The 26,058-nt window shown below is 71.1% G+C and carries 26 protein-coding genes; 15 read left to right on the forward strand and 11 right to left on the reverse strand.

The features are described 5' to 3' along the window. The first annotated feature begins 19 nt into the window (after nucleotides 1-19). The 4 genes from CG723_RS07865 to CG723_RS07880 all read left to right on the forward strand — a co-directional run bounded on the left by CG723_RS07865 (nucleotide 20) and on the right by CG723_RS07880 (nucleotide 3,593). Nucleotides 20-742, forward strand: a complete 723-nt coding sequence (locus CG723_RS07865) for a VIT1/CCC1 transporter family protein (protein WP_199841684.1) — start codon at nucleotides 20-22, stop codon at nucleotides 740-742. 124 nt (nucleotides 743-866) lie between these two features. Further along, nucleotides 867-1,769 (forward strand): sterol desaturase family protein, encoded by a 903-nt coding sequence (locus CG723_RS07870; RefSeq protein WP_100592506.1) that lies wholly within the window; start codon nucleotides 867-869, stop codon nucleotides 1,767-1,769. Further along, nucleotides 1,766-2,491, forward strand: a complete 726-nt coding sequence (locus CG723_RS07875; RefSeq protein ID WP_100592507.1) for a lysoplasmalogenase — start codon at nucleotides 1,766-1,768, stop codon at nucleotides 2,489-2,491. Before CG723_RS07870 ends, CG723_RS07875 begins: the two co-directional genes overlap by 4 nt. A 58-nt stretch (nucleotides 2,492-2,549) precedes the next feature. Beyond that, entirely contained in the window at nucleotides 2,550-3,593 is a 1,044-nt protein-coding gene (locus tag CG723_RS07880; RefSeq protein WP_100592508.1) for a zinc-dependent alcohol dehydrogenase family protein, read from the forward strand. Between the two features lie 18 nt (nucleotides 3,594-3,611). Here CG723_RS07880 and CG723_RS07885 read toward each other — a convergent pair whose 3' ends face one another. From CG723_RS07885 to CG723_RS07900, 4 genes are all read right to left on the reverse strand, one after another. Next, nucleotides 3,612-4,643, reverse strand: coding sequence for a CopD family protein (locus tag CG723_RS07885; RefSeq protein WP_442802529.1), 1,032 nt, complete (start codon nucleotides 4,641-4,643; stop codon nucleotides 3,612-3,614). Between the two features lie 84 nt (nucleotides 4,644-4,727). Then, a complete protein-coding gene (locus tag CG723_RS07890; RefSeq protein WP_100592509.1) occupies nucleotides 4,728-6,134 on the reverse strand; it encodes a CoA transferase in 1,407 nt (468 codons plus the stop codon). Nucleotides 6,135-6,221: 87 nt separating this feature from the next. Continuing rightward, nucleotides 6,222-7,769: a S8 family serine peptidase gene (locus CG723_RS07895; RefSeq protein WP_100592510.1), complete on the reverse strand. Its 1,548-nt coding sequence runs from the start codon at nucleotides 7,767-7,769 to the stop codon at nucleotides 6,222-6,224. 103 nt (nucleotides 7,770-7,872) lie between these two features. After that, a complete protein-coding gene (locus tag CG723_RS07900; RefSeq protein ID WP_100592511.1) occupies nucleotides 7,873-9,414 on the reverse strand; it encodes a S8 family peptidase in 1,542 nt (513 codons plus the stop codon). A gap of 335 nt (nucleotides 9,415-9,749) precedes the next feature. Between CG723_RS07900 and CG723_RS07905 the strand changes: the two genes are divergently transcribed. The 3 genes from CG723_RS07905 (at nucleotide 9,750) to moaA (ending at nucleotide 12,877) form a co-directional block, all read left to right on the forward strand. After that, nucleotides 9,750-10,118 (forward strand): DUF485 domain-containing protein, encoded by a 369-nt coding sequence (locus CG723_RS07905; protein ID WP_100592512.1) that lies wholly within the window; start codon nucleotides 9,750-9,752, stop codon nucleotides 10,116-10,118. Further along, nucleotides 10,115-11,743 (forward strand): solute symporter family protein, encoded by a 1,629-nt coding sequence (locus tag CG723_RS07910; RefSeq protein WP_100592513.1) that lies wholly within the window; start codon nucleotides 10,115-10,117, stop codon nucleotides 11,741-11,743. Before CG723_RS07905 ends, CG723_RS07910 begins: the two co-directional genes overlap by 4 nt. 144 nt (nucleotides 11,744-11,887) lie before the next feature. Continuing rightward, nucleotides 11,888-12,877: a GTP 3',8-cyclase MoaA gene (gene moaA, locus CG723_RS07915; protein WP_100592514.1), complete on the forward strand. Its 990-nt coding sequence runs from the start codon at nucleotides 11,888-11,890 to the stop codon at nucleotides 12,875-12,877. A gap of 10 nt (nucleotides 12,878-12,887) precedes the next feature. On the opposite strand, the gene CG723_RS07920 is transcribed toward moaA, so the two are convergent. Together CG723_RS07920 and CG723_RS07925 are read right to left on the reverse strand one after the other, a co-directional pair. Further along, nucleotides 12,888-13,109 carry a hypothetical protein gene (locus CG723_RS07920; protein WP_100592515.1) on the reverse strand — a complete coding sequence of 74 codons (222 nt, stop codon included), beginning with the start codon at nucleotides 13,107-13,109 and terminating at the stop codon, nucleotides 12,888-12,890. A gap of 196 nt (nucleotides 13,110-13,305) precedes the next feature. Continuing rightward, entirely contained in the window at nucleotides 13,306-13,692 is a 387-nt protein-coding gene (locus tag CG723_RS07925; protein WP_100592516.1) for a DUF3099 domain-containing protein, read from the reverse strand. A 215-nt stretch (nucleotides 13,693-13,907) separates the two neighbouring features. Between CG723_RS07925 and CG723_RS07930 the strand changes: the two genes are divergently transcribed. Further along, nucleotides 13,908-14,183 carry a GlsB/YeaQ/YmgE family stress response membrane protein gene (locus CG723_RS07930; RefSeq protein WP_100592517.1) on the forward strand — a complete coding sequence of 92 codons (276 nt, stop codon included), beginning with the start codon at nucleotides 13,908-13,910 and terminating at the stop codon, nucleotides 14,181-14,183. A 70-nt stretch (nucleotides 14,184-14,253) separates the two neighbouring features. Here the strand turns inward: CG723_RS07930 and tyrS are convergent, their stop codons facing one another. The 3 genes from tyrS to CG723_RS07945 form a co-directional block, all read right to left on the reverse strand. Then, entirely contained in the window at nucleotides 14,254-15,522 is a 1,269-nt protein-coding gene (gene tyrS / locus CG723_RS07935; RefSeq protein WP_100592518.1) for a tyrosine--tRNA ligase, read from the reverse strand. Nucleotides 15,523-15,574: 52 nt separating this feature from the next. Next, nucleotides 15,575-16,969 (reverse strand): metallopeptidase TldD-related protein, encoded by a 1,395-nt coding sequence (locus CG723_RS07940; protein WP_100592519.1) that lies wholly within the window; start codon nucleotides 16,967-16,969, stop codon nucleotides 15,575-15,577. Nucleotides 16,970-17,051: 82 nt separating this feature from the next. Further along, on the reverse strand, nucleotides 17,052-18,575 hold the full coding sequence (locus tag CG723_RS07945; protein ID WP_100592520.1) for a TldD/PmbA family protein: 1,524 nt from the start codon (nucleotides 18,573-18,575) through the stop codon (nucleotides 17,052-17,054). 244 nt (nucleotides 18,576-18,819) lie between these two features. Here CG723_RS07945 and fabG point away from each other — a divergent pair, with 244 nt between their 5' ends. The 3 genes from fabG (at nucleotide 18,820) to CG723_RS07960 (ending at nucleotide 20,839) form a co-directional block, all read left to right on the forward strand. Continuing rightward, nucleotides 18,820-19,536 carry a 3-oxoacyl-[acyl-carrier-protein] reductase gene (fabG, locus tag CG723_RS07950; RefSeq protein WP_100592521.1) on the forward strand — a complete coding sequence of 239 codons (717 nt, stop codon included), beginning with the start codon at nucleotides 18,820-18,822 and terminating at the stop codon, nucleotides 19,534-19,536. Between the two features lie 5 nt (nucleotides 19,537-19,541). Continuing rightward, entirely contained in the window at nucleotides 19,542-20,309 is a 768-nt protein-coding gene (gene fabI / locus CG723_RS07955; RefSeq protein ID WP_100592522.1) for an enoyl-ACP reductase FabI, read from the forward strand. 152 nt (nucleotides 20,310-20,461) lie between these two features. Continuing rightward, nucleotides 20,462-20,839, forward strand: coding sequence for a hypothetical protein (locus CG723_RS07960; protein ID WP_100592523.1), 378 nt, complete (start codon nucleotides 20,462-20,464; stop codon nucleotides 20,837-20,839). A gap of 27 nt (nucleotides 20,840-20,866) precedes the next feature. On the opposite strand, the gene CG723_RS07965 is transcribed toward CG723_RS07960, so the two are convergent. Then, nucleotides 20,867-21,550 (reverse strand): FadR/GntR family transcriptional regulator, encoded by a 684-nt coding sequence (locus CG723_RS07965; RefSeq protein WP_100592524.1) that lies wholly within the window; start codon nucleotides 21,548-21,550, stop codon nucleotides 20,867-20,869. Nucleotides 21,551-21,667: 117 nt separating this feature from the next. Between CG723_RS07965 and CG723_RS07970 the strand changes: the two genes are divergently transcribed. The 4 genes from CG723_RS07970 (at nucleotide 21,668) to CG723_RS07980 (ending at nucleotide 24,174) form a co-directional block, all read left to right on the forward strand. Beyond that, a complete protein-coding gene (locus CG723_RS07970; RefSeq protein WP_100592525.1) occupies nucleotides 21,668-22,951 on the forward strand; it encodes a CynX/NimT family MFS transporter in 1,284 nt (427 codons plus the stop codon). A 60-nt stretch (nucleotides 22,952-23,011) separates the two neighbouring features. Beyond that, a complete protein-coding gene (locus CG723_RS48630) occupies nucleotides 23,012-23,131 on the forward strand; it encodes an SGM_5486 family transporter-associated protein (RefSeq protein ID WP_264484672.1) in 120 nt (39 codons plus the stop codon). A 223-nt stretch (nucleotides 23,132-23,354) separates the two neighbouring features. After that, complete coding sequence (locus tag CG723_RS07975) at nucleotides 23,355-23,570, forward strand: hypothetical protein (protein ID WP_100592624.1); 216 nt, start codon at nucleotides 23,355-23,357, stop codon at nucleotides 23,568-23,570. An 85-nt stretch (nucleotides 23,571-23,655) separates the two neighbouring features. Beyond that, nucleotides 23,656-24,174 (forward strand): SixA phosphatase family protein, encoded by a 519-nt coding sequence (locus CG723_RS07980; RefSeq protein WP_100592526.1) that lies wholly within the window; start codon nucleotides 23,656-23,658, stop codon nucleotides 24,172-24,174. 99 nt (nucleotides 24,175-24,273) lie between these two features. On the opposite strand, the gene serB is transcribed toward CG723_RS07980, so the two are convergent. Beyond that, complete coding sequence (gene serB / locus CG723_RS07985) at nucleotides 24,274-25,512, reverse strand: phosphoserine phosphatase SerB (RefSeq protein WP_100592527.1); 1,239 nt, start codon at nucleotides 25,510-25,512, stop codon at nucleotides 24,274-24,276. Nucleotides 25,513-26,058 lie beyond the last annotated feature (546 nt).

The following is a 26,058-nucleotide window of genomic DNA, read 5'->3' on the forward strand; positions in this document are numbered from 1 at the left end:
CAGGTGCGATGCTCGTCGGGTGACTGACGATGTGCAGGATGCACCGCACGAGGAGTCCCACGGCGGCGCGCTCGGAGCGCGGCTCAACTGGCTGCGCGCCGCCGTGCTCGGCGCCAACGACGGAGTGGTGTCCACCGCCGGGCTGGTCGTCGGCGTGGCCGGCGCCACCGAGGACCGCAGCACGCTCCTGACGGCGGGCCTCGCCGGGCTGCTCGCCGGCTCCATGTCGATGGCCGCGGGGGAGTACGTCTCCGTGTCCACGCAGCGCGACTCGGAGAAGGCGGCGCTCGCGCAGGAGAAGCGGGAGCTGCGCGAGTACCCGGAAGCCGAGCTCGTGGAGCTGACGGGGCTGCTCGAGGACCGAGGGCTCAGCCCCGAAGTGGCGCGGGAGGCCGCGGAGCAGCTCACCTCGCGTGACGCTCTGCGTGCGCACGCGCGCGTGGAGCTCGGCATCGACCCCGACGATCTCACCAACCCGTGGCACGCCGCCTGGGCGAGCTTCCTCGCCTTCACCGTGGGCGCGCTGCTCCCGCTGCTCGCGATCGTCCTGCCGCCCAGCGCCTGGCGGCTGCCCGTCACCGTGGTCTCCGTGCTCGCGGCGCTCGCCCTCACCGGCTGGAGCAGCGCCCGGACGGGGTCGGCGGCGGTGGGGCCCGCGGTGTGGCGGAACATGGCGGGCGGGGCGCTCGCGATGGCCGTGACGTACGGGGCGGGGTCGCTCCTGGGGGCGGCCGGGGTCTGAGCGAACGCGCGGGAACCGGCGGAGATCAATGGGGGAAGGCACCAACAACGAGAGTCTTACCACGAGTAATACTTGTCGGTAACAACGTCTAGCCGTGGCCCGTCCGTGGCTCTACGGTGCAGGCATGTCGCCGAACCTGCCCGATGTCGTGCTCTGGTCGATCCCGGCCTTCGTGCTGCTCACCGTCGTCGAGATCGTGAGCGTGCGCATCCATCCCGATGACGACGCCGCAGGCTACGAGACCAAGGACGCCGCGACGAGCATCGGCATGGGACTCGGCAGCCTCGTCTTCGACTTCCTGTGGAAGATCCCGATCGTCGCGATCTACACGGCGGTCTACGAGCTGACGCCGCTGCGCGTGCCGATCCTGTGGTGGACGATCCCGCTGATGCTCCTCGCGCAGGACTTCTTCTACTACTGGTCGCACCGCGGACACCATGTCATCCGCATCCTGTGGGCCTGCCACGTCGTGCACCACTCCAGCCGCAAGTTCAACCTGTCGACCGCGCTCCGCCAGCCGTGGACGAGCCTGACGGTGTGGCCGTTCTACCTGCCGCTCATCGCGTGCGGCGTGCACCCGGCCGCGCTCGCGTTCTGCTCTTCGGTGAACCTCGTCTACCAGTTCTGGATCCACACCGAGCGCATCGACAAGCTGCCGCGCGCCTTCGAGTTCGTCCTCAACACGCCCTCCCACCACCGCGTCCACCACGCTTCCCAGGGCGGCTACCTGGACCGTAACTTCGGCGGCATCCTGATCGTCTGGGACCGCCTCTTCGGGTCGTTCGTGGCCGAGGTCGAGCGCCCGGTGTTCGGCCTGACCAAGAACATCAGCACGTACAACCCGCTGCGGGTCGCCACGCACGAGTACGCGGCCATCGCCAGGGACCTGAAGGCGGCCGGCAGCTGGCGCGAGCGGGGCGGCAGGGTGTTCGGCGGGCCGGGGTGGCAGCCGAAGGACGGGACCGTGCCGACCCTGGCCCCCACCGCGGGCCAGGCCGCGGAGAAGGCCACTGAGGGAGCCGCATGACGCCGACTCCGGCCCCGGCGCCTGGGGAGGCGCCGGCACCTGCTCGTGAACGCGCGGCCCGCCTCCTGCTCGCCGCCTTCGCGGTGGCGACGGCCGTCGACCTGATCGCCCTGCTCGCCGGGACCGACCTCGTACACACCGTCGCCAAACCGCTCCTCATGCCGCTGCTCGCCGCGTCCGTCGTCGTGCGCGGCGGCCCGCGGCTCCTGACCGCCGCCCTGCTGTTCGGGTGGGGCGGCGACCTGCTGCTGCTCTTCGACGCCGATGTCGCGTTCCTCGCGGGCATGGGGTCCTTCGCCGCCGGACACGTCTGCTACCTCGTGCTCTTCAAGCGCGCGGGCACGCCACGCGCGCGTGGCGGGCTGCTCGCGGCCGCGTACGGCATCGCGCTCGTGACGACCGTGGCGCTCCTGTGGCCCGACCTGCCGGCCGACATGCGCGGGCCCGTAGCCGGTTACAGCCTGCTCCTGACCGCCATGGCGTACGGCTCCTCGCGCATGGGCCGCGCGGCGGGGTGGGGCGGCGCGCTGTTCCTGCTGTCGGACACGCTCATCGCGACGGGCGTCGCCGACTGGCCGCAGCTCCCGCGGCCCGACTTCTGGGTGATGCTCACCTACGTGGCCGCCCAGTACCTGCTGGCGCGCGGCGTGCTCGGACACCCCCTCGATGCGCGGGCGACACCGGCGGCGGCGTACCGTGAAAAGCGTACGACCACCTCCTGAGGCGCCCCGCACGCGATCCGTCAGCGGCGCCTGTGACCAGCACGAAGGACCCCCACTCATGCGCGCCACCACCATCCATGCCCCGTTCGACATGCGCGTGGAGGACGTGCCGGAACCCGTCGTCCAGCTCCCCACCGACGCTGTCGTCAGGGTCCTGCGGGCCTGCATCTGCGGCAGCGATCTGTGGGCGTACCGTGGCGAGGCGGCGCGCCAGCCCGGCCAGCGCATCGGACACGAGTTCCTCGGCATCGTCGAGGACACCGGCTCCGAGGTGACCGGCGTCCGGCGCGGCGACCTGGTCGTAGCCCCCTTCATGTGGTCGGACGGTGTCTGCGACTACTGCACCGAGGGCCTCACCACCTCCTGCGAGCACGGCGGCTTCTGGGGCGCGGTCGGTTACGACGGCGGCCAGGGCGAAGCGGTCCGCGTCCCGTACGCCGACGGCACCCTCGTCCAGCTGCCCGCCGACGCCGCCTCCGACGACCACCTCCTGACCGCGCTGCTCACGCTCTCCGACGTCATGGGCACCGGCCACCACGCCGCGCTCGGCGCCGGTGCGCGCGCGGGCGCCACGGTCGCCGTCGTCGGTGACGGCGCCGTCGGCCTGTGCGCCGTCCTCGCGGCCAAGCGGCTCGGCGCCGAGCGGATCATCGCGCTCGGCCGCCACCAGGTCCGTACCGACATCGCGCGCCGCTTCGGCGCCACCGACGTCGTCGCCGAGCGCGGGGACGCGGCGATCGAGGCCGTCCGTGAGCTGACCCGCGGTCAGGGCGCCCACGCCGTGATCGAGGCCGTCGGCACCGAGCAGTCCATGAGCACGGCCGTGAACATCACCCGCGACGGCGGCGCCATCGGCTTCGTCGGCGTGCCGCACGGCAGCGGCACCGGTCTCGACCTCAGCGTCATGTTCGACCGGAACATCGCCCTGCGGGGCGGCGTCGCGCCCGTGCGCACGTACATCCCGCAGCTGCTGCCCGACATTCTCGACGGCAAGATCGACCCGTCGCCCGTCTTCGACCTGACCGTCGGCCTCGAAGGTGTCCCGGACGGCTACAAGGCGATGGACCAGCGCACCGCGCTCAAGGTGCTCGTCACCAACTGACGCCCCGCGCGCGGGGGTTCACGACCAGCGGATCGGGAGCGGCAGCGCGGTCAGGACGGCCGACACCGCGACCACCACGCCCAGGACCGCCACCTCCGCGCGCGCGGGCGCGTACGCGGCCCCCAGGCCGCCATTGCGCTGGCGGCCCCGCGCGACCAGGGCGAGCACGGAGACGACGGCCACGAGGATCACCTTCGCCAGCAGGGTGCGCCCGTAGGCCGTCGTCACCAGCTGGTCGAGGACCGTGCTCACCGGCATCCGCCGCAGCGTGCTGCACACGCCCGTAGCAGTGATGGCGGCGAGCAGGACGGCCGCCACGCGCGCGTAGAGCCCCAGCAGCGCGGCCCCCGCCTCAGGAGCCGTCGTACGCCAGCGGCGCAGCGTCCGCAGGACGTGCAGCAGACCGCCCACCCACAGCGCGGCACACGTCAGATGGACGAGGGTCAGGGCCGAGCCCAGGTACGCCGTGTGCTCGGCCGGCGGGTGGACGCGCAGCGCCTCGCCCACCACGACGGCGGCCAGTGGCGCGAGCGCGGTCGCCGGGTGGCGTGAGCGGGCGCACAGGGCCGCCACCACGAAGGCGTTGACCTCAAGGAGGGCGAGGGTGCCGTCCCTGGTCCCGTAGAGCCCGGCGATGTCCAGGTCGGAGAGCGCATGCGGCACGAGGTTGCCGTTCGCCACGATCGACGCGAGTCCCAGCGCGGCCAGGAACCCCGCCCAGGGCGCGTACGCCGACCAGCTGCGCGGTCCGTCCCCGGGCGGCGCCCCGGGCACCCGCTGGGTGAGCCGCGCCGCGAACAGCTCGCCCAGCTGCACACAGAGAGCGGCGAACAGGAGCGTTCGAAGGAGCGCCACACCGGTGACCCCGGGCGCCGCCGCCTCACCCGTGCCGTCGAGGACGGCGGAGGGCCCGAGCAGGGGGATCACCGTGGCGGCGGCCACGAGGACGAGCGCGGCGACGGCCCGCCCGGTGGCGGGCCGTCGGGCGTGAGGGGCGGTGTCGTCCCCGCCGGGGGCGGGCGCCTCGGTGGTCTGTCGTATGGAACTCACTTCGAGATCTTCACCAGCTGTGACAGATCCGGGCAAGGCCGGGAAAACAACTGGCGCAGTGGCATTCCGCCTGGGCGGCCGGCTTCAGCCATGGCGCCACTCGGGCGAGTCGGTACCCCAAAGCCCGGACGGGCGGGCCCAGTTGACGGGCCCTCCGGTGAAACCGGCCGGTGGCAGCGCGTGGCGCAGCCGCCCCGCGGGACTGTCGGTCTCCGTGAGCCAGCGCGCCGGGTCCTCGGCGTCGTACGTCTCCGTGGCCGCGGTGGGTCCGTGCTGGAGCTCCCGCGTCAGCCAGTGCGCGGTCCGGGCGAGCGCCAGCCGCAACGCGCGCGTGCCGCCCTCGTCCAGCTGCTCGGTGACGGCGCGCAGGACGGCCGCCGCGAGGAGATAGCCCGTGCCGTGGTCCAGTGCCTGCGCGGGCAGCGCCCCCGGCCGCTCCCCGGACCCCTCGACGGCCGCGATGCCCGTGGCCACCTGCACCACGCTGTCGAAGCCGCGCCGCTCGCCCCACGGCCCGTACGCGCCCCACGCGGACAGCTGCGCCACCACGAGCCCGGGCCTGCGGGAGGCCAGCGCCCCGGGAGCGAGGCCGAACCGGTCGAGCGCGCCGGGCCGGTAGCCGGTCACGACGACGTCCGCGCCCGCGAGGAGGTCGTCGAAGGCGCGCCGGTCCGCCGCGCCCGTCAGATCGAGCCGGGTGGACCGCTTCCCGGATCCGGTGTCCGCGTGGGCCTCCGGATCCTCCGGCAGCTGCGGGGCGTCGACGCGCAGCACGTCCGCGCCGAACAGCGCGAGGGTGCGGGTGGCGACGGGACCGCCGGTGACCCGCGTCAGGTCGAGGACGCGCAGCCCGTCCGCGGGCAGCAGCGGGTCTCCCGTGAGCGGGGACAGCGACCGCGGCGCCGCGTCGTCGAGCCGCTCCCGGTCGAGCAGCGGCCGTCCGGCGACCGCCTCCCCTTGCGGGTGCGCGGCCCACTCCTCCATGGTCCGCAGGGCGACGGCCAGGCCACCGGCGGCATACACGGTCTCCTCGATCTCGGCGGCCGACCGCTCCGCGAACAGCGCGGCGACCCGCTCCACGGACGCGTCGTCGCCGAGCCCGAGGGCGGCCAGCAGGCGCGCGCGGTGGTGCGGATAGTTGGCGTGGGTGCGCAGCCATCCGTCCGCCGTGCGCCAGAACCGGGACAGTGGCGCGAAGTTGACCGTCGCGCGCCCGTCGATCAGCAGATGCCGTTCGCTGACGAACGCGGTGGCCAGTGCCCCGTCGTCGAGAACCACGCGCGGCAGCGGCCGTCCGGCGCGCCGCGCGGCCAGCTCGGCTGCGGCCAGCGAGCACGCGCCCACGCACGCGCGCGCCAGGTCGATCACGGGCAGCCTCGCGGGCAGTGCCCCTTCGCGTACGACGGACGCGATGTTCGAGGTCAGGGCCGGGTCGCCGCCGAGAGCCGCCCAGGCCGTCCGCGTTCCCTCACCCACCGGTGCATGTGTCATGCAGGCACTATCGCGCACGGTCCGCGGAACGAGACAGGTGGGCCGGACGCAGTCGCCCGGCCCACCTGAACTGCTGTGCTTACGCGGTTACTTGGTCACCGCGTCCAGGGCGTCGGCGATGCCGTGCCCGTAGAAGCCGTTCTTGTTCTTGCCGCCTTCGCACACCGCGTCGACCTTGCCGTCGCCGTCGATGTCGTACGGGTCGGTGCACGGCGTGGCGTCGGCCTGCGCGTACAGGAGCGCCTTCACGGCCGCCGCGGACGCGTGCGGGTGCGTCGACTTGATCAGCGCGGCGACACCGGCGACGTGCGGGGACGCCATCGACGTACCGGCCATGTAGCCCCACTTGCCGCCGGGCAGCGGGCCGAGGATCAGGCCGCTCGTGGCGGGCGGCGCCGGCGTCTGGTACGCCGTCGAGTCGCCGCCCGGGGCCGCGATGTCGATGATGCCCCGGCCGTAGTTGGAGAACGACGACTTGAGGCCCTTGGCCCCGGTCGCCGCGGTCGTGACGACACCCGGCAGCTGCGTCGGGATGTCGAAGCACTTGGACGGGTCGACGACCCGGTCGCCCGGCGTCGTGTCGTTCGGGCTCGACGGGTCGGTGATCTCGTCGGACGCCAGGTCGTAGCGCTCGTTGCCCGCCGCCGCGACGTTCACGGCGCCCTTCTTCTCCGCGTACTGCGAGGCCCGCGCGACGGCCTTCACCAGGGCCTTCTGATCCGGGTCGTCGGTGCAGTTGAAGTACCACGGGTCGGTGTAATAGCTGTTGTTGGTGACGTCCACGCCGTGCTCGGCCGCGAACACGAAGCCGCACACCACGGCCTCCGTGTAGAAGAAGCCGTCCGGGTTGCCCACCTTGATGCCCGAGACCTTCACGCCGGGCGCGACACCCGTGATGCCGAGGCCGTTCTTGGCGCCCGCGATCTCACCCGCGACATGTGTGCCGTGCGGGCTCTCCGAGGCGCTGGGACGCCACGAGCCGTCTGTCGTGTCCGGCTTGCCCGACACACAGTTCGCGGACGCCCCGCGGTCGAAGTTCGGCGCGATGTCCGGGTGGGTGTCGTCGACACCGGTGTCGATCACGGCGACGGTGACCTTGCTGCTGCCGAGCGACTTCTCGTGCGCCTTGTCCGCCTTGATGGCGGGCAGGTCCCACTGCAACGGCTCCAGCGGGTCCTGTCCGGCGGCTGCCTGACCGGCCGTGGCGGCCAGCTGGGCGGCGGTCAGCGCCTTCGGGGTGCCGAGGTCGGCCGTGGACTGGGCGGGCAGCGGAGCGGTGCGCGTGGCACCCGCCGAGTCGACCCCGCGGGCCTTGCGGATCGTCTTCGCGAAGTCCGGGTTCGAGGAGTGCGCGACGATGACACCGATCTTGTCGTACGCGACGACGACGGTGCCGCCGGCCTTGGTGATCTCCTTCTGGACGGCGCCCGAAGCGCCGTGTCCCGAGCGCACGTTGACGACATAGCTGAGCGACGGGCCGTCCGTGGCGACCGACGCCTGAGGGGCCTGCGGAGCCTGTCCTGCGGCCGACGCGGTGACGTTCGGCAGGAACGCGAGAGCCGTGGCCATGGCCATCCCGGCCGGGACGGCTATCGAACGGCGGATGGAGCGGGAGCGCGCGAGGGGCGCCGTCATGGTGTCTCCTGGGGTCGTTGCGTTCGGGATGCGTGGAGCGGCAGGCAGCCGTAGCCACCCCAAGTGCCTTTGATGCAGGGCTGCTTGACGGTTCGCGTCCCCGTCACTTCTTGACGGCGTCGAGTGCGTCGACGATGCCGAAGCCGTAGAAGCCGTTGACGCGCTTCCCGCCCTCGCAGGTGGCGTCGACGACACCGTCGCCGTCCCCGTCGTACGGGTTCGACGGGCAGCCCGGGTTGTCGGCCTCGGCCTTGAGGAGCGCCTGGAGCTGGGCCGGAGTGGCCCTCGGGTGGGCCGACTTGAGCAGCGCGGCGACACCGGCGGCGTGCGGCGACGCCATCGACGTGCCCTGGAGGAAGCCGTACTGGCCGCCCGGCATCGTCGAGAGGATGCGGCCGTTCTTCGACGGGGTGTCCGGGAACTGGAACTTGTCGCCGCCCGGCGCCGCGATGTCGATGACGCCCTTGCCGTAGCTGGAGTAGTACGACTTGGCGCCCGTCGGGCCCGAAGCGCTGACGGTGACGACGCCCGGCAGCTGCGTCGGGATGTCGAAGCACTTGTGCGGGTCGATCGTGCGGTGGACCGGCGTCGAGTCGTCGGGGCTGGAGTCGTCGACGAGCGCGTCCGAGTCCAGGTCGTCGTTGGAGTTGCCGGCCGACGCCAGGTTGAGCGTGCCCTTCTTCTGGGCGTACAGCTGGGCCCGGTTGACCGCGTCGACGATGGCCTTCTGGTCCGGGTCGTCCATGCAGTTGTAGAGCCAGGGGTCCACGTAATAGCTGTTGTTGGTGACCTCGACGCCGTGGTCGGCGGCGAACACGAAGGCGCAGACCACGTTCTCCGGGTAGAACAGGCCGTCGTTGGGGTCGCTGACCTTGATGCCCGCGACCTTCACACCGGGAGCGACCCCGGCGACGCCTATGCCGTTGCGGGCCGCTGCTATCTCACCGGCGACGTGCGTGCCGTGGTAGTCCTCGGCCGGGTCGTAGGGGCGCCAGGCGCCGGGCGAGGTGTCCGCCTTGCCGCCGACACAGTTCGCGGACTGCGACGCGGAGAAGTTGGGGGCGAGGTCCGGGTGGGTGTCGTCCACGCCGGTGTCGATGACACCGACCGTGACGTTGCGGCTGCCCGGGTTGATCCTCGCGGCCTGGTCGGCGCCGATCGCCCGCAGGTCCCACTGGTCGGCCTCGAGCGGCTCGGTGCCCGAAGTGGCGTGCGCGGCAAGGGACTTGGCCTGCGCCTTCGACAGGACCTGGACGCCGCCCTCGTCCGTGGTGCCGGCGGCGACCAGCGGTGACGTACGCGTGGCGCCCGCCGACTGCACGCCCTTGACGGCGCGTATCTGCTTGCCGAAGTCCGGGTCGGACGCGTGGACGACGATCACGCCGATCCGGTCGTACGAGGCGACGACGGTCCCGCCGGCCTCGGTGATCGCCCTCTTCACGGACGCGAGGGTGCGGTGGTCCGTCCTGCTGTTCACGACGTACGCGAGTGCCCCGGCGTCGGCGGTGGCCGAACCGGCCGTGGCGGCGCGGGAGTCGGAGGGTGCGGCCGACGCGGCGCCGGGCAGGAAGCCGAGGGACGCGGTGAGCGCGAGGCCGAGCGGCAGGGTGAGCGCCAGCCGGCGTCTGGAGCGCAGATGAGCCATGGGATCTCCACATCATCCGTCGTATATGGAAAAGCCCGAACACAGTTGGTGCCCGGGCAGGTACATGACGCGTGGTGCTCGGGTGAACGTATCCCGGGTCCTCGCAGGCCAGCAATGAAATCCCAAAGAAAACGCATGACTGGGCAACGCGATTGAACCGGTGTGCATGTGCCCCCGTGACGTTGAGCAGGGGGCATGCGCACGATCCTCGCCCCCTGTCGGATCACGCCGGGTGGCCCTACCATCGCCTCCCGGCCCAGGTGATCCAGATCACTGTGAGGTCTGAGAACCACATGTCCGTTTCACCCGCCGCACCCGCACCGCGAGGAGACTCCGTGGCCACCGATGCACCGCCACCGCAGAAAAGCGGCTCCCGCACCCAACCCGCACCGCCCTCCACGGAGGAGTTCATCGCGGAGCAGGCGAGCGCGGAGTTCGCCGAACTGCGCCACGCGCACCGCTCGTTCGCCTTCCCCCTGACCGTCGCCTTCATCACCTGGTACCTGCTGTACGTACTGCTGTCGAACTACGCGGGCGACTTCATGGGCACCAAGCTGTTCGGCAACATCAATGTCGCGCTGGTCCTCGGCCTCGCCCAGTTCCTGACCACGTTCCTCATCGCCTGGTGGTACTCCCGCCACGCCGCCACCAAGCTCGACCCCAAGGCCGAGGCGATCAAGTCCCGGATGGAGGGCGGCGCATGAGCTCCGCAGTCACGCAGGTAATCGCCGCGGGTGAGGCGAGCGAGCACCGGCCGCTGATCATCTCCCTGTTCGCGGTCTTCGTCCTCGCCACCCTGGTGATCACCGTCTGGGCGGGCCGCCAGACGAGGAACGCCGCCGACTTCTACGCGGGCGGACGCCAGTTCACCGGCTTCCAGAACGGACTCGCCGTCTCCGGCGACTACATGTCCGCGGCCTCGTTCCTCGGCATCGCCGGAGCCATCGCCCTCTTCGGCTACGACGGATTCCTCTACTCCATCGGCTTCCTCGTCGCCTGGCTCGTCGCCCTGCTCCTGGTCGCCGAGCCGCTGCGCAACTCCGGCCGATACACGATGGGCGACGTCCTCGCGTACCGGATGCGCCAGCGCCCGGTCCGCACCGCCGCCGGCACCTCCACGATCGTCGTGTCGATCTTCTACCTGCTCGCGCAGATGGCGGGCGCGGGCGTCCTGGTCTCGCTGCTCCTCGGCATCACGTCCGACGCGGGCAAGGTCGGCATCGTCGCCCTCGTCGGCGTCCTGATGATCGTGTACGTCACCATCGGCGGCATGAAGGGCACCACCTGGGTCCAGATGGTCAAGGCGGTGCTCCTGATCGCGGGCACGATACTGCTCACCTTCCTGGTCCTCCTGAAGTTCAACTTCAACGTCTCCGACCTGCTCGGCAAGGCGGCCGCCAACAGCGGAAAGGGCGCCGCGTTCCTGGAGCCCGGACTCAAGTACGGCGCCACGTCGACGTCGAAGATCGACTTCATCTCGCTCGGCATCGCGCTCGTCCTCGGCACCGCCGGACTGCCGCACATCCTGATCCGCTTCTACACGGTCCCCACGGCCAAGGCCGCCCGTAAGTCCGTGAACTGGGCGATCGGCATCATCGGCGCGTTCTACCTGATGACGATCGCGCTCGGCTTCGGCGCCGCCGCCCTCATCAAGCCGGACGAGATCATCGCGTCCAACCCGGCGGGCAACACCGCGGCGCCGCTGCTCGCGCTGCACCTCGGCGGGGTCGACTCGTCGTGGGGCGCGATCCTTCTCGCGACCATCTCGGCGGTTGCCTTCGCCACGATCCTCGCGGTCGTCGCGGGCCTGACCCTCGCCTCGTCCTCCTCGTTCGCGCACGACATCTACGCGAACGTCATCAAGAAGGGCAAGGCCTCCGAGAAGCAGGAGATGAAGGCGGCCCGCTGGGCGACCGTCTTCATCGGCATCGTCTCCATCGGCCTCGGCGCACTCGCCCGCGACCTGAACGTGGCCGGCCTGGTCGCCCTCGCCTTCGCGGTCGCCGCCTCCGCCAACCTGCCGACGATCCTCTACAGCCTCTTCTGGAAGCGCTTCACCACGCAGGGCGCGCTCTGGTCGATCTACGGAGGCCTCTTCACGGCGGTCTTCCTGGTGCTGTTCTCGCCGGTCGTCTCCGGCAACCCGAAGACGTCCATGTTCAAGGGCGTCGACTTCCACTGGTTCCCGCTGGAGAACCCGGGCATCATCTCGATCCCGGTCGGGTTCCTGCTCGGCTGGCTCGGCACCGTCCTGTCCAAGGAGAAGGCGGACGCCGGCAAATACGCGGAGCTCGAAGTCCGCTCCCTCACCGGTACGGGAGCCCACTGACCTCGGGATTCGGACGGCCGCGTCGCAGATCCTCGTATGGATCTACGATGCGGCCGTCCCGCTCCCGTGGGATCGGGAGCCCGCTGATGTCAGGCCCATCACGTAGGCTCGCACCATCAGATCCGTATCGGAGAGGGGGCCCACGTGCTGATCGACACTTATGGCCGAGTGGCCACCGACCTCCGCGTCTCGCTGACCGACCGGTGCAATCTCCGGTGTACGTACTGCATGCCCGAAGAGGGCCTTCAGTGGCTGGCCAAGCCCGATCTGCTCACGGACGACGAGATCGTCCGGCTCATCCGGATCGCCGTCACCCAACTCGGCATCACGGAGGTCAGATTCACCGGCGGCGAGCCCCTGCTGCGCCCCGGCCTCGTCGGCATCGTGGAGCAGGTGGCCCAGCTGGAGCCCCGCCCCCAGATGTCCCTGACGACGAACGGGATCGGACTGAAGCGCACCGCCGCCGCCCTCAAGCAGGCCGGCCTCGACCGGGTCAACGTCTCGCTGGACACCCTGCGCCCCGACGTCTTCAAGACGCTCACCCGGCGTGACCGCCACAAGGACGTCATCGCCGGCCTCGAAGCCGCAAGCGAAGCCGGACTCACCCCCGTCAAGGTCAACTCCGTGCTGATGCCGGGGCTGAACGACGACGAGGCACCCGACCTCCTCGCCTGGGCCGTCGAGCACGACTACGAGCTGCGCTTCATCGAGCAGATGCCGCTGGACGCCCAGCACGGCTGGAAGCGCGACGGCATGATCACCGCCGGTGACATCCTCGCGTCCCTGCGCACGCGCTTCGACCTCACGGCCGAGGGCTCCGACGAACGGGGTTCCGCCCCCGCAGAGCGCTGGCTCGTGGACGGCGGACCGCAGCGCGTCGGCGTCATCGCCTCCGTCACCCGCCCGTTCTGCTCGGCCTGTGACCGCACCCGGCTCACCGCCGACGGACAGGTGCGCACCTGCCTGTTCGCCAGTGAGGAGACGGACCTGCGCGCGGCGCTGCGCTCGGACAGCGGGGACGAGGAGATCGCCCGCATATGGAAGCTCGCCATGTGGGGCAAGAAGGCCGGCTCCGGCCTGGACGACCCGAAGTTCCTCCAGCCCGAGCGCCCGATGTCCGCGATCGGTGGCTGACCCGGAGCGCTCAGCCCTCGCGGTCCCCGGACTCCCAGTCCTTCAGCGCGACGACGTCCTTCAGGAAGCCGCGCACACCGAGGAACTGGGAGAGGTGCTCGCGGTGTTCGTCGCACGCGAGCCACGTCTTGCGCCGCTCCGGCGTGTGCAGCTTCGGGTTGTTCCAGGCGAGCACCCAGACCGCGTCGACGCGGCAGCCCTTGGCGGAACAGATCGGGTTTTCGTCACTCACAGGTACCGCCCCAAACACTTACGCGCCCAAACAAAGGCGACGCCGAGCAGCCACGGGGGGAGCTGCCCGGCGTCGGTCCGTCGCTCCGACGGGGGATGCGGAGCGCGTACGAAGTATGTCACGGGGGACCGGCCGCCCGGCACCGGAACTACATGATTGATCTGAGCTTTTCTTGAGCTTTGCGGATAGCCGGTGGTCAGCCGCGGTCACCCAAGTGATCACGCCGCTCCTCGTCGTGCGCACCGGTGTTCTCCTTCGGAACGGATTCCGCGGGGGCGGTGGCGGCGGGCGCCGAGAGCATCGGCCGCATCGGCGCGGTGACGAACGTCGACGGCAGTGAAGGGACGTTCTCCCGGCCCGCGTTGGCGATGACCACGGCGACGTAGGGGAGCAGCAGACCGAGCACCAGGGCCACGATCGCGACCGGGCGTTCCACGTTCCACAGGGCCGCGCCGAGGATCACGGCGAGAGTGCGGACCGACATCGAGATGACATAGCGGCGCTGCCTGCCGCGGACGTCGTCGGCGAGGCCCTGCCTCGCCCCGGTGATCCGGAAGACCTCACTGCTGCTCTGCTTCCGCATCACATTCCACCGCCTGCCTGCCATGCCGGACTCTCCCCGGTCCGGACTGCCTCCACGGTACGCCCGGCTTCCTCCGTGTTCGAGACCGGGGCGGGCCCGTCCTGCGCGTACTTGCTGCGCCGTACCGCGTATGGATGCGCCCGACATGCGCCGTATGGCGGATAAGCCGAGACTGGGCGCAGATGCGCACAGAGCGCCACAGAGGAGGCGACGACATGAGCTGGTTGTGGGCGATCATCGTGGGTCTGGTGCTCGGACTGATCGCGAAGGCGATCCTTCCGGGCAAGCAGCAGATCCCTCTGTGGCTGACGGTGGTCTTCGGGATCATCGGCAGCGTCTTGGGCAACTCGGTCGCCACCTGGATCGGCGTCAACGACACCAAGGGAATCGACTGGACCCGGCACCTGCTCCAACTGGCCGGAGCCGTGGTCATCGTGTGGCTGGGGGACATGGCCTGGGTGGCCATGCGAGGCAACAAACAGCGAGCCTGACACAGCCGGAAGGGCGGCCCCGCACCAGGTGCGGGGCCGCCCTTCCGGCTGTGATTTCGGTCCTGCGCGCTCAGGCGCCGACGACCTCGATCGCCGCCAGGTTCTTCTTGCCGCGGCGCAGCACGAGCCAGCGCCGGTGCAGCAGCTCGTCCGCGGTCGGCACCGCGTCCTCGCCGGCGACCTTCACGTTGTTCACGTACGCGCCGCCCTCCTTCACCGTGCGCCGGGCGGCCGACTTGCTCGCCACGAGGCCGACCTCGGCGAGCAGGTCCACGACCGGGCCGAGCGTGTCGACCTTCGCGTGCGGCAGCTCGGAGAGCGCGGCCGCGAGGGTCGCCTCGTCCAGCTCACCCAGGTCGCCCTGCCCGAACAGCGCCTTGGACGCGGCGATGACGGCGGCGCACTGGTCGGCGCCGTGCACCAGCGTCGTCAGCTCCTCGGCGAGGGCCCGCTGGGCGGACCGCGCCTGCGGCCGCTCCTCGGTCTGTCGCTCCAGGTCCTCGATCTCCTCACGGGACCTGAAGCTGAAGATCCGCAGGAACTTGGACACATCGCGGTCGTCGGCGTTCAGCCAGAACTGGTAGAAGGCGTACGGGGTGGTCAGCTCGTCGTCGAGCCAGACCGTGCCGGACTCCGTCTTGCCGAACTTGGTGCCGTCCGCCTTGGTGATCAACGGGGTGGCCAGCGCGTGCACCGATGCCTCCGGCTCGACCCGGTGGATCAGGTCGGTGCCCGCGGTGAGGTTGCCCCACTGGTCGCTGCCGCCGGTCTGCAGCGTGCAGCCGTATCGACGGTTCAGCTCCATGAAGTCCATGCCCTGGAGGATCTGGTAGCTGAACTCGGTGTAGCTGATGCCCGCGTCGGAATTGAGCCGCCGGGAGACGGCCTCCTTGGCGATCATCTTGTTGACCCGGAAGTACTTGCCGATGTCCCGCAGGAAGTCGATCGCCGACAGACCCGAGGTCCAGTCCAGGTTGTTGACCATGCGGGCGGCGTACGGGCCCTCGAAGTCGAGGAACCGCTCGATCTGCCCGCGCAGCCGCTCGACCCACAGCGCCACCGTCTCCGGGGCGTTCAGCGTCCGCTCGGCATTCGGCTTCGGGTCGCCGATCAGGCCGGTGGCCCCGCCGACCAGGCCCAGCGGGAGGTTCCCCGCGAGCTGGATGCGGCGCATGGTGAGGATCTGGACCAGGTTGCCGAGGTGGAGACTGGGCGCGGTCGGGTCGAACCCGCAATAGAACGTGAGGGGACCGTCCGCGAACGCCTTGCGCAATGCGTCCTCGTCAGTGGACAGGGCCAGCAGGCCGCGCCACTGAAGTTCGTCGACGATGTCCGTCACGGTTCTCGTATCTCCTTGGATGACTTGGATGCTGCCCGACCAGGTTACGGGGTCAGACGCCCTGGCTGACCGAGCTCATGTTGAAGTCCGGCACCCGCAGGGCCGGCATGGCCGCCCTGGTGAACCAGTCGCTCCACTCCCTGGGCAGCGTCTTTTCCGTCCGCCCGGCCTCCACCGCGCGCCCCAGCAGATCGACGGGCGACTCGTTGAACCGGAAGTTGTTCACCTCGCCCACCACCTCGCCGTCCTCCACGAGGTACACACCGTCCCGGGTCAGACCGGTCAGGAGAAGTGTCGCCGGATCGACCTCGCGGATGTACCAGAGGCAGGTCAGGAGCAGCCCGCGCCCGGTGGCCGCGACCATCTCGTCCAGGGAGCGGTCCTCGCCCCCGTCCAGGATCAGGTTGTCGATCGCCGGCGCGACCGGGAGGCCGGTGAGGCCCGCGCTGTGCCGGGTCGTCGTCAGATGGGCCAGCTCGCCCTCGCGTACCCAGTCCGTCGCCGTCAGCGGAAGACCGTTGTCGAAGACGGAGGCGCTGTCGCCCGAGGCATGGGCGAGGACGAACGGCGCCGACTCCAGGCCCGGCTCGTTCGGGTCGCTGCGCAGCGTCAGCGGCAGCTCCGTCAGCCGCTCGCCGACGCGCGTGCCGCCGCCGGGCTTGCTGAAGACGGTCCGGCCCTCGGCGGCGTCCCGGGCCGCGGCCGACCACAGCTGGTAGATCAGCAGATCGGCGACCGCGGTCGGCGGCAGCAGCGTCTCGTAGCGGCCGGCGGGCAGCTCGATGCGGCGGCGCGCCCAGTCGAGGCGCTGCGCCAGCTCGGCGTCCAGCGCGCCCGGGTCGACGTCCTTGAAGTCGCGCGTCGAGCGTCCGGCCCACGCGGAACGCGTCCGGTCCGGCGACTTCGCGTTCATCTCCAGCGTCCCGTTCGGCTGGTCGTGCCGAAGGCGCAGGCCCGTCGACGTACCGAGATAGCTGGATACGAGCTCGTGGTTGGCGAAGCCGTACAACTCGCGGCTGCCGGCCCGGGCGCGGGCGAACGACTCGCCGAGGGCGGGCGCGAAGTCCGCGAAGACGGCCGACGAGGTCTCGGCGGGCGCGTCCGTGAAGTCGCCGGAGTGCGGTACTCCGGACACCAGCGGCCCGGCGTCCTCCGCGGGCGCCGCGCCCCGGGCCGCGGCCTCGGCGGCCCGCACCAGGGGTTCGAGGTCGGCCGCGGTCACTCCCGACCGCGAGACGACTCCCGAGGCCGTGCCCTCCTTGCCGTCGACCGTCGCGATGACGGTGAGGGTGCGCCCGCGGGTCACACCGTTCGTCGTGAGCGCGTTGCCCGCCCAGCGCAGATTCGCGGTGGACGTCTCGTCGGCGATGACCACGCAGCCGTCCGCCGAGGACAGTGCGAGGGCACGCTCGACGATCTCGTGCGGCTTGTTCGTCCGAGGGCTCATCGACCGGCCTCCTGCGTGGTGTTCAGGCTGTGCTCGCCCGGGGGACGGCCCCCGGACCCCCGGCAGACTCCGTGGTGACCGGTCATCGTCCCGCCTCCTGCGTGGTGTTCAGAATGTTCACGCCCTTGAACAGGGCGGACGGGCAGCCGTGCGACACGGCCGCGACCTGCCCCGGCTGGGCCTTTCCGCAGTTGAACGCACCGCCCAGCACGTACGTCTGCGGGCCGCCGACCGCCGCCATCGAACCCCAGAAGTCCGTGGTCGTGGCCTGGTAGGCGACATCGCGCAGCTGTCCGGCGAGCCGTCCGTTCTCGATGCGGTAGAACCGCTGCCCCGTGAACTGGAAGTTGTAGCGCTGCATGTCGATCGACCAGGACCGGTCGCCGACGACGTAGATCCCGCGGTCGACGCCCCCGATCAGGTCCTCGGTCGACAGGCCGCCCGGGTCCGGCTGCAGCGACACGTTCGCCATGCGCTGGACGGGCACATGGCCGGGGGAGTCCGCGTAGGCGCACCCGTTCGACCGGTCGAAGCCCGTCAGCTTCGCGATACGGCGGTCCAGCTGATAGCCGACGAGCGTCCCGTCCCTGACCAGGTCCCAGGACTGCCCGGCCACGCCTTCGTCGTCGTACCCGATGGTCGCGAGGCCGTGCTCGGCGGTGCGGTCACCCGTCACGTTCATGATCTCGGATCCGTACTTGAGCTTCCCGAGCTGGTCGAACGTGGCGAAGGAGGTGCCCGCGTACGCCGCCTCGTAGCCGAGCGCACGGTCCAGCTCGGTCGCGTGGCCGATCGACTCGTGGATGGTCAGCCACAGGTTGGACGGGTCGACCACGAGGTCGTACAGGCCGGCCTCGACGCTGGGCGCCCGCATCTTCTCGGCGAGCAGCTCCGGGATCTCGGCCAGCTCGCGGTCCCAGTCCCAGCCGGTCCCGGTGAGGTACTCCCAGCCGCGGCCCACCGGCGGCGCAAGGGTCCGCATCGAGTCGAACTCGCCGCTCGTCCCGTCCACGGCGACGGCCGTCAGCTGCGGATGCAGCCGGACGCGCTGCTGCGTCGTCACCGTCCCCGCCGTGTCGGCGTAGAACTTGTTCTCGTGCACGGTGAGGAGTGAGGCGTCCACATGGTCGACGCCGTCCGCCCCGAGCAGCCGCGCACTCCAGTCGGCGAGCAGCCCCGCCTTCTCCTCGTCCGGCACACAGAACGGATCGATCTCGTACGAGGACACCCACGTCCGGTCCTCGTGCGCCGGCTCGGCGGCCAGCTCCACTCTCTCGTCCGAACCCGCGGCCTTGATCACCTGCGCCGACAGCTTCGCCATCGCGACGGCCTGCGACGCCACCTTCGCGGCCGCGTCCATCGTCAGATCCACGCCCGACGCGAAGCCCCATGTGCCGCCGTGCACGACGCGCACCGCGTACCCCAGGTCCGTGGTGTCCGACGAGCCCGCGGGCCGCGCGTCCCGCAGCCGCCGTTCCGCGCTGCGCACCCGCTCCAGGCGGAAGTCCGCGTGGTCGGCGCCGAGAGCCCGCGCGCGGGCCAGCGCGGCATCGGCGAGGGCCCGCAGCGGCAGCGCCGTGAAGGCTTCATCGATCGAATGGGGCACGGATGTTCTCCCTGCTGTCGGAGACGCTGTCGTCAGCGCTGTCAGGAGCCTCGGGCACCGGCCGCTCCCGGGTGCGGGCACCGGCCAGCTCCGATCATGTCGCGTCGGCGGCCCCCGCGGCCACACTTTTCTGTAGGGACCCGACAGCGACTCTCCTGCGCCACTGTCGGTGGTCGATTCTCCGTATCCAGGGCGGTACCGATAGGTTTTCGAGGTACCAGACCGCTATGGAAAGGGTGATCCGTTGAGCCGCTCGGTTCTCGTCACCGGAGGAAACCGGGGCATCGGCCTCGCCATCGCCCGTGCATTCGCCGACGCCGGCGACAAGGTCGCGATCACATACCGCTCGGGCGACGCGTCCGAGCTGGAGAAGGCCGGCCTCCTCGCCGTCAAGTGCGACATCACCGACAGTGAGCAGGTGGAGCAGGCCTACAAGGAGATCGAGGAGAAGCACGGTCCCGTCGAGGTCCTCGTGGCCAACGCCGGCGTCACCAAGGACCAGCTCCTCATGCGCATGTCCGAGGACGACTTCACGTCGGTCCTCGACACCAACCTCACCGGCACCTTCCGCGTCGTGAAGCGTGCCAACCGCGGCATGCTGCGGGCCAAGAAGGGCCGCGTCGTGCTGATCTCCTCCGTGGTCGGCCTCCTCGGCTCCGCGGGACAGGCGAACTACGCCGCGTCGAAGGCGGGTCTGGTCGGTTTCGCGCGCTCCCTCGCCCGTGAGCTCGGGTCGCGCAACCTCACTTTCAACGTCGTCGCGCCCGGTTTCGTCGACACCGACATGACCAAGGCGCTCACCGACGAGCAGCGCGAGGGCATCGTGAAGCAGGTGCCGCTCGGCCGCTACGCGCAGCCCGAGGAGATTGCCGCGACGGTGCGGTTCCTCGCCTCGGACGACGCCTCGTACATCACTGGAGCCGTCATTCCCGTCGACGGCGGATTGGGCATGGGTCACTGATCACCATGAGCGGAATTCTCGAGGGCAAGCGCGTCCTGATCACTGGTGTGCTGATGGAGTCCTCCATCGCCTTCCACGCCGCGAAGCTGGCCCAGCAGCAGGGTGCGGAGATCATCCTCACCGCGTTCCCGCGGCCCACGCTGACCGAGCGCATCGCCAAGAAGCTCCCCAAGCCCACCAAGGTCATCGAGCTCGACGTCACCAACGACGAGCACCTCGGCCGCCTGGCCGACGTCGTCGGCGAGGAGCTCGGCGGCCTCGACGGTGTCGTGCACTCCATCGGCTTCGCGCCGCAGGACGCCCTCGGCGGCAACTTCCTCAACACGCCGTTCGAGTCGGTCGCCACCGCCATGCACGTCTCCGCCTTCTCCCTGAAGTCGCTGACCATGGCCTGCCTGCCGCTGATGCAGAACGGCGGCTCGGTCGTCGGCCTCACCTTCGACGCGCAGTACGCGTGGCCGCAGTACGACTGGATGGGCCCCGCCAAGGCCGCCCTCGAGGCCACCAACCGGTACCTCGCGCGTGACCTCGGCAAGCAGAACGTCCGCTCGAACCTCATCTCGGCGGGCCCGATCGGCTCCATGGCCGCCAAGTCCATCCCGGGCTTCAGCGACCTGGCCGCAGTCTGGGACAGCCGTTCCCCGCTGGAGTGGGACCTCAAGGACCCGGAGCCGGCCGGCAAGGGCATCGTCGCCCTGCTGAGCGACTGGTTCCCGAAGACCACCGGCGAGATCATCCACGTCGACGGCGGTCTGCACGCGATCGGCGCCTGATCACCCGTGCGTGGCCGACGCCCCGTTCCCCGCAGCGCGCGGGGGGCGGGGCGTCACCCGTTCGGCCCACTGGCCGGGCGGGCGCGACGGGTGAGCACGCAGGCTGAGAAGGCGTTCGTTCCCCCTCTCCGTACGGCCGAGGAGGTCCCCTTGTGCGCCTTTTCCAGCGCGGTACCCCGGTACTCGCAGCCCTCGTACTCCTCTTCGCGGTGCCGTACGACGCCGCTTCCCACCCCGTCCGGACCGCGCCCCACGCGCGCGTGCCCGACAGCGGGGACGACCGCAGGACCGAACCCTTCGGAGCGGACTGCCGGGTGACTGTGGCCGGTTCGGACGTGACGGCGTACTGCCACAACCCGTATCCGGCGACCGACGCGGTCAGCCTCCACGTCGAGTGCGACCGCTGGTGGGACATAGACAGCGACGGCGGGCAGGTCCCGGCCGAGGCAGCCGAGACCGTGCGGCTCACCGGCCGGTGCTGGAAAGAGGTCCGCTCGGCCTGGATCAGCCACGCCAAGGTCGACAGCTGAGCGCTGGGCCCCGGCTCGGGTTTCTCCTCAGTGCCTGCCGGGCCGGACCGGCAGGCACAGGAACGGATAGCGTGCCGCCTCCGCCGCGGCGGCCTCCGCGTCACCCACGCGGATCGCGTCGAGCAGACCCGCGTGGTCCATGTGGTTCTCTGGCCTCAGCTCATCGCCCACGTCCACGCGCAGGACGTCCCGCAGGACCTCGCCGAGGTCCGCGTACATCGCTGTCATGACGTCGTTGTGGGACGCGGCCACGACCGCCAGGTGGAAGGTCGCGTCAGCGGCCACGAACGCCTCCGCGTCGCCCGACGCCCACGCGTCCTCCCGGCGCACCATCAGCGCGTCGAGCTGCTTGAGATCGCGCTCCGTACGGCGCTGCGCGGCGAGGCTCGCGGCGCTGGACTCCAGGGTCGAGCGCAGCTCTGCGATGTGCCGGGGGTCGGCGTCGGCGAACCTGCGCTGCATCACGCCCGCCAGCTCGCTGGTGGCGACGACGTAGGTGCCCGAGCCCTGCCGGATGTCGAGCAGGCCGTTGTGGGCGAGCGCGCGCACGGCCTCGCGCACCGTGTTGCGCGCGACGCCGAGCTGCTCGACCAGCTCGGGCTCGGTCGGGATGCGGGAGCCCACCGGCCACTCGCCCGACGAGATCTGGGCGCGCAGCCCGGCGATGACCTGTTCGGAGAGAGCCGAGCGCCTGGGGGAGGTCAGCGGCATGACGGTCCTTGGTTCGATGACTGGGGCGGGCGGAGAACGGGCGCGGGCGGTGCGTCGCGCCAAGTGTGACGCAAACCGATTGGACAGCCAATCATCCCATGATTCTAAGATGGGGTCATGGCCAGTGAGGAAACCCCGACGATGACGCAGACCCCGATACGTACCGAGAGCGCACCCGAAGCGAAAACAGCCCCCACGCGCGCGTGGGCCGTGCGCCTGATGATCGTGGGCATCGTCCTCGCGGCTCTGAACCTGCGCCCCGCCATCACCAGCCTCGGCGCCCTCCTCGAAGAGGTGCGCGACGGGCTCGGCATGAGCGGCAGCGTCGCCGGCCTCCTCACCTCCGTACCCCCGCTCTGTTTCGCGATCTTCGGAGTGATGGCGCCCCGGCTCGCCCGCCGCTTCGGTCCCGGCGCCGTGGTGTGCGCCGGCATGGCCGCGATCGCCGCCGGTCTGGTCATCCGCCCGTTCACCGGCAGCACCGTCGGCTTCCTCGTCGCCAGCGCCCTCGCCCTCATGGGCATCGCGGTCAGCAACGTCCTCATGCCGGTGATCGTCAAGCGCTGGTTCCCCGACCGCGTGGGCTCCATGACCGGCCTCTACTCGATGGCCCTCGCGCTCGGCACCTCCCTCGCGGCGGCCGTGACCGTGCCCATGACGGACGCGCTCGGCGGCAGCTGGAAGACCGGACTCGCCCTCTGGGCCGCGCTCGCCGTGGCCGCCGTCGTCCCGTGGGTCCCACTCGCACGCGAACGGGGCACCGAGGGCGGCAACGCCGCCGGCACCCCGCAGCGGGACGACGGCCTGCGCATCACCCGCAGCCGCACCGCCTGGGCGCTCGCCGTCTTCTTCGGCCTCCAGGCCACCGCGGCCTACATCACCATGGGCTGGATGGCGCAGATCTTCCGCGACGCCGGCGTCTCCGCGGGCACCGCGGGCGTACTGCTCGCCGTCACCATGGCGATGGGCGTACCGCTCGCCTTCGTCATCCCGCGCCTCGCCACGCGCCTGCCCAGCCAGGGCCCCATCGTGATCGCCCTCGGAGTGTGCGGTCTCGCCGGTTACGCGGGCCTCTACTTCGCCCCGTCCGGCGGCGCCTGGGCGTGGGCCGTCCTCCTCGGCATCTCCAACTGCGCCTTCCCGCTCGCCCTGACGATGGTCGGCATGCGGGCGCGGACCGGCACGGGCGTCGCCAAGCTCTCCGCCTTCGCCCAGAGCACCGGCTATCTGATCTCGATCCCCGGCCCGCTGCTCGTCGGTGTGCTCTACCAGCACAGCGGCGGCTGGGGTGTCCCGATCGCGCTCATGGCGGCGCTGATGGTGCCGCAGGTCGTGGTGGGCGTCATCGCGGGACGCAACCGTACGGTCGAGGACGAGGCCGCTCCGGCAGCGGCGGTCTGACATCGGCCCATGGCCCACCCCGGCTCCGCGAGCCGGGGCAAAGGGTGCGAGACTGACCGCATGTCGCCTGTGCTCGACCCGAACCCCCAGAACGGCCAGAAGAAGCTCCTCATCGTGCTCGGCTCGATGCTGGCCATCACCGTGATCATCGCGGTCATCGCCTCGATCGCCTCACCGTGACCATGGCCGCCGTCGTGGTCGTCGCCTCACCGTGACAGCGGTCCCCGGCCTGTTCGCGGCCAGGGTTGGGGGTGCTAGCACCCCCAACCCCTAGGGGGTCAGTGTCAGGGTCAACTGGGTGGATCACCGGATGGGTTGAGGGCCCGACCTTCCGTAAATTCGAGATGTGACCGCGAGCACCGCGGACCACGGCACCGAGCATCTCGAGGACCCCGGAGGCGTCATGTCGGCCCCTACGCACACCAGGCCCCACCCGGCCCCAGCGGGCGGCGTCGACGTCAGGCTCCCGTGGTGGGCGATCGCCCTGCCCGCGATCACCTTCGCCGTGCTCCTGCTCCTGATCATCAACCCGGCCGACGCCCACGCCGCGACCGGCGACCCGGCGGTCGGCCAGCTCCTCGACCGCATCCAGCAGGCGGTGCTGCGCACAGCCCCGTGAGCAGGCCGCACGGCGCGTCACCCGTGCCGGTCGAGCCCGTCAACTCCCTGCGCCCCGTGGCCGGTTTCATGCGAAGCTGGGACCCATGAGCGTCGCAGAACCCCGCAGGATTGTCCTTTTCCGGCATGCGAAGGCGGACTGGCCCCAGGTCTCCGACCACGAGAGGCCGCTCGCCGAGAGGGGCCGAAAGGACGCCCCCGTCGCCGGCCGCAAGCTCGCCGACTCCGGTATCGACCTGGACCTGGCCCTCTGCTCGACCGCCGCGAGGACCCGTGAGACGTGGAAGCTCGCCGTCCACGAGCTGCCCCACCGGCCCAGGACGGTGTATGAGGAGCGGATCTACGAGGCCTCGCCCGGTGAGCTCATCTCCGTGCTGAACGAGACCCCGGACGACGTGCGGAGCGCGGTGCTGGTCGGCCACAACCCCGGGATCCAGGGCCTCGCCGAGGTCCTCTCCGGGCAGGTCGAGGGCGACGCGGGGGAGCGGATGGCCCGGCGCGGCTTCCCGACCTCCGCCTTCGTGGTCCTCTCCTTCACCGGCTCCTGGAAGTCCCTCGAACCGGGCACCGCCACCCTCATCGACTACTGGGCACCGTCCAAGTGACCCGTCGGCCGGCGGCCGGACCCTGATACGCCGACGGGCCCCGGTACCGCATGGGTACCAGGGGCCCGCCGCATCCGTAACTGTCCGCGTCGACCGGAGTCAGTCGTCGTGGGCGTCCGCCGCCTCGACCTCTTCACGGGTGATGCCGAGGAGGTAGAGGACGGTGTCGAGGAACGGCACGTTCACCGCTGTGTGCGCGGCCTCGCGGACCACGGGTTTCGCGTTGAAGGCGACGCCGAGCCCCGCCGCGTTCAGCATGTCCAGATCGTTGGCGCCGTCACCGATCGCCACGGTCTGCGCGAGCGGCACCCCGGCCTCCGCGGCGAACCGGCGCAGCAGCCGCGCCTTGCCCGCGCGGTCCACGATCTCGCCGGTGACCCGGCCGGTCAGCTTGCCGTCGACGATCTCCAGGGTGTTGGCCTGGGCGAAGTCGAGCCCGAGCCGGTCCTGCAGATCGTCCGTGACCTGGGTGAACCCGCCCGAGACGACGCCCACTTGATAGCCGAGCCGCTTCAGCGTGCGGATCAGGGTACGCGCGCCGGGCGTGAGCCGCACCTCGGTGCGGACCTTGTCGACGACCGACGCGTCGAGCCCGGCGAGCAGCGCGACACGCGCGTGCAGCGACTGCTCGAAGTCCAGCTCGCCGCGCATCGCCGACGCGGTGACCTCGGCGACCTTGTCCTCGCAGCCCGCGTGCGCCGCGAAGAGCTCGATGACCTCGTCCTGGATGAGGGTCGAGTCGACGTCCATCACGACGAGGCGCTGGGCGCGCCGGTGCAGCCCGGCCGCGACGACCGCGACATCGACGCCGAGCGCCGCCGACTCCGTCGCGAGCGCGGTGCGCAGGGGCTCGGTCTCGGCGCCGGAAACGGCGAACTCGACTGCGGTGACGGGGTACTTCGCGAGCCGGAAGATACGGTCGATGTTGCCGCCGGTGCCGGTGATCCTGGCGGCGATGGCGGCCGTCGTCTCCGCGGTCAGTGGGTGGCCGAGCACGGTGACGAGGGAGCGGCCGAGCCCGCGCGGACGGTTGTCGCCGATGCCCGAGATGATCTCGGCCTGCATCCGCATGGACTCCGCCCAGCTGTGGACGGTGGACCGCAGATCGCCCTCGAGACCGGGGGGCGGCTCCGTCACCAGGGCGCACAGCACGATGCGTCCCCGGGTGACGACCTGCTCGATGTCGACGACATCGACGGAGTAGGCGGCGAGGGTGTCGAAGAGCCCGGCGGTGATGCCGGGGCGGTCCTTGCCGAATATCTTGACGAGGAGCGTCGGGACGTCGTCCGGAACTGCGACCGGGACATCAGCGGGGTGGCGGGGCTGCGAAGCACTCATGGTGGTCCCACGTTATCCGGCCCGCGTCGCGCGGCGCGGCGGTGGTCCGCGTGGCGGACATGTGTGACGCGCACTCCGACCGGCCGGTTCGCCGTCCACCGCCCGCACTCGGCTCAGCGGCGCGGGCCCCTGCGGGGTGGCGGCGGCCCTTCTTCCTCCGGTGACGGCGACGGCGACGGCGACGGCGCGTGCGGAAGTGGTGGTGGGGGAGGAGGCGGTGGCGGCACGGGCCATCCGCCCCTGCCGGACCCGGACCCGGGCCGCCCCCGCGGGCGAGGGGGCGCCGGGGGCCTGACCGGCCCCACCATCGTCGGCGCCCCGTACAAATCGTCCGGCGGATCATCCTGCCGATCGCCCGCCCGTTCGTCCGGCGGCTTCAGATAAGGGTTGGTCCCGTCCGGCGACCCCCGGTACGGAGTACTCGGCCGATACGGCCCTGCCTCCTGAGGCGGGACGGGCGGGACGGGCCGGACGGCACCGTCCCCCGGCGCCCCGCCCTCGACCCGCCCCTCCGGCTCCGCGCCGCCCCCGCCCAGCGCAGCCGGA

Origin of the sequence: Streptomyces sp. CB01635 (assembly GCF_002803065.1) — a bacterium.
In the GTDB taxonomy this organism is placed as follows: domain Bacteria; phylum Actinomycetota; class Actinomycetes; order Streptomycetales; family Streptomycetaceae; genus Streptomyces.

Bases quoted from the DNA above. Each gene is read 5' to 3' on its own strand.
- CG723_RS07870 (WP_100592506.1), top strand. From the start codon at position 867: ATGTCGCCGAACCTGCCCGATGTCGTGCTCTGGTCGATCCCGGCCTTC.
- CG723_RS07875 (WP_100592507.1), top strand. From the start codon at position 1,766: ATGACGCCGACTCCGGCCCCGGCGCCTGGGGAGGCGCCGGCACCTGCT.
- CG723_RS07880 (WP_100592508.1), top strand. From the start codon at position 2,550: ATGCGCGCCACCACCATCCATGCCCCGTTCGACATGCGCGTGGAGGAC.
- CG723_RS07890 (WP_100592509.1), bottom strand. From the start codon at position 6,134: ATGACACATGCACCGGTGGGTGAGGGAACGCGGACGGCCTGGGCGGCT.
- CG723_RS07895 (WP_100592510.1), bottom strand. From the start codon at position 7,769: ATGACGGCGCCCCTCGCGCGCTCCCGCTCCATCCGCCGTTCGATAGCC.
- CG723_RS07900 (WP_100592511.1), bottom strand. From the start codon at position 9,414: ATGGCTCATCTGCGCTCCAGACGCCGGCTGGCGCTCACCCTGCCGCTC.
- CG723_RS07910 (WP_100592513.1), top strand. From the start codon at position 10,115: ATGAGCTCCGCAGTCACGCAGGTAATCGCCGCGGGTGAGGCGAGCGAG.
- CG723_RS07925 (WP_100592516.1), bottom strand. From the start codon at position 13,692: ATGCGGAAGCAGAGCAGCAGTGAGGTCTTCCGGATCACCGGGGCGAGG.
- CG723_RS07930 (WP_100592517.1), top strand. From the start codon at position 13,908: ATGAGCTGGTTGTGGGCGATCATCGTGGGTCTGGTGCTCGGACTGATC.
- CG723_RS07940 (WP_100592519.1), bottom strand. From the start codon at position 16,969: ATGAGCCCTCGGACGAACAAGCCGCACGAGATCGTCGAGCGTGCCCTC.
- fabI (WP_100592522.1), top strand. From the start codon at position 19,542: ATGAGCGGAATTCTCGAGGGCAAGCGCGTCCTGATCACTGGTGTGCTG.
- CG723_RS07965 (WP_100592524.1), bottom strand. From the start codon at position 21,550: ATGCCGCTGACCTCCCCCAGGCGCTCGGCTCTCTCCGAACAGGTCATC.
- CG723_RS07970 (WP_100592525.1), top strand. From the start codon at position 21,668: ATGGCCAGTGAGGAAACCCCGACGATGACGCAGACCCCGATACGTACC.
- CG723_RS48630 (WP_264484672.1), top strand. From the start codon at position 23,012: ATGTCGCCTGTGCTCGACCCGAACCCCCAGAACGGCCAGAAGAAGCTC.
- CG723_RS07975 (WP_100592624.1), top strand. From the start codon at position 23,355: ATGTCGGCCCCTACGCACACCAGGCCCCACCCGGCCCCAGCGGGCGGC.
- CG723_RS07980 (WP_100592526.1), top strand. From the start codon at position 23,656: ATGAGCGTCGCAGAACCCCGCAGGATTGTCCTTTTCCGGCATGCGAAG.
- serB (WP_100592527.1), bottom strand. From the start codon at position 25,512: ATGAGTGCTTCGCAGCCCCGCCACCCCGCTGATGTCCCGGTCGCAGTT.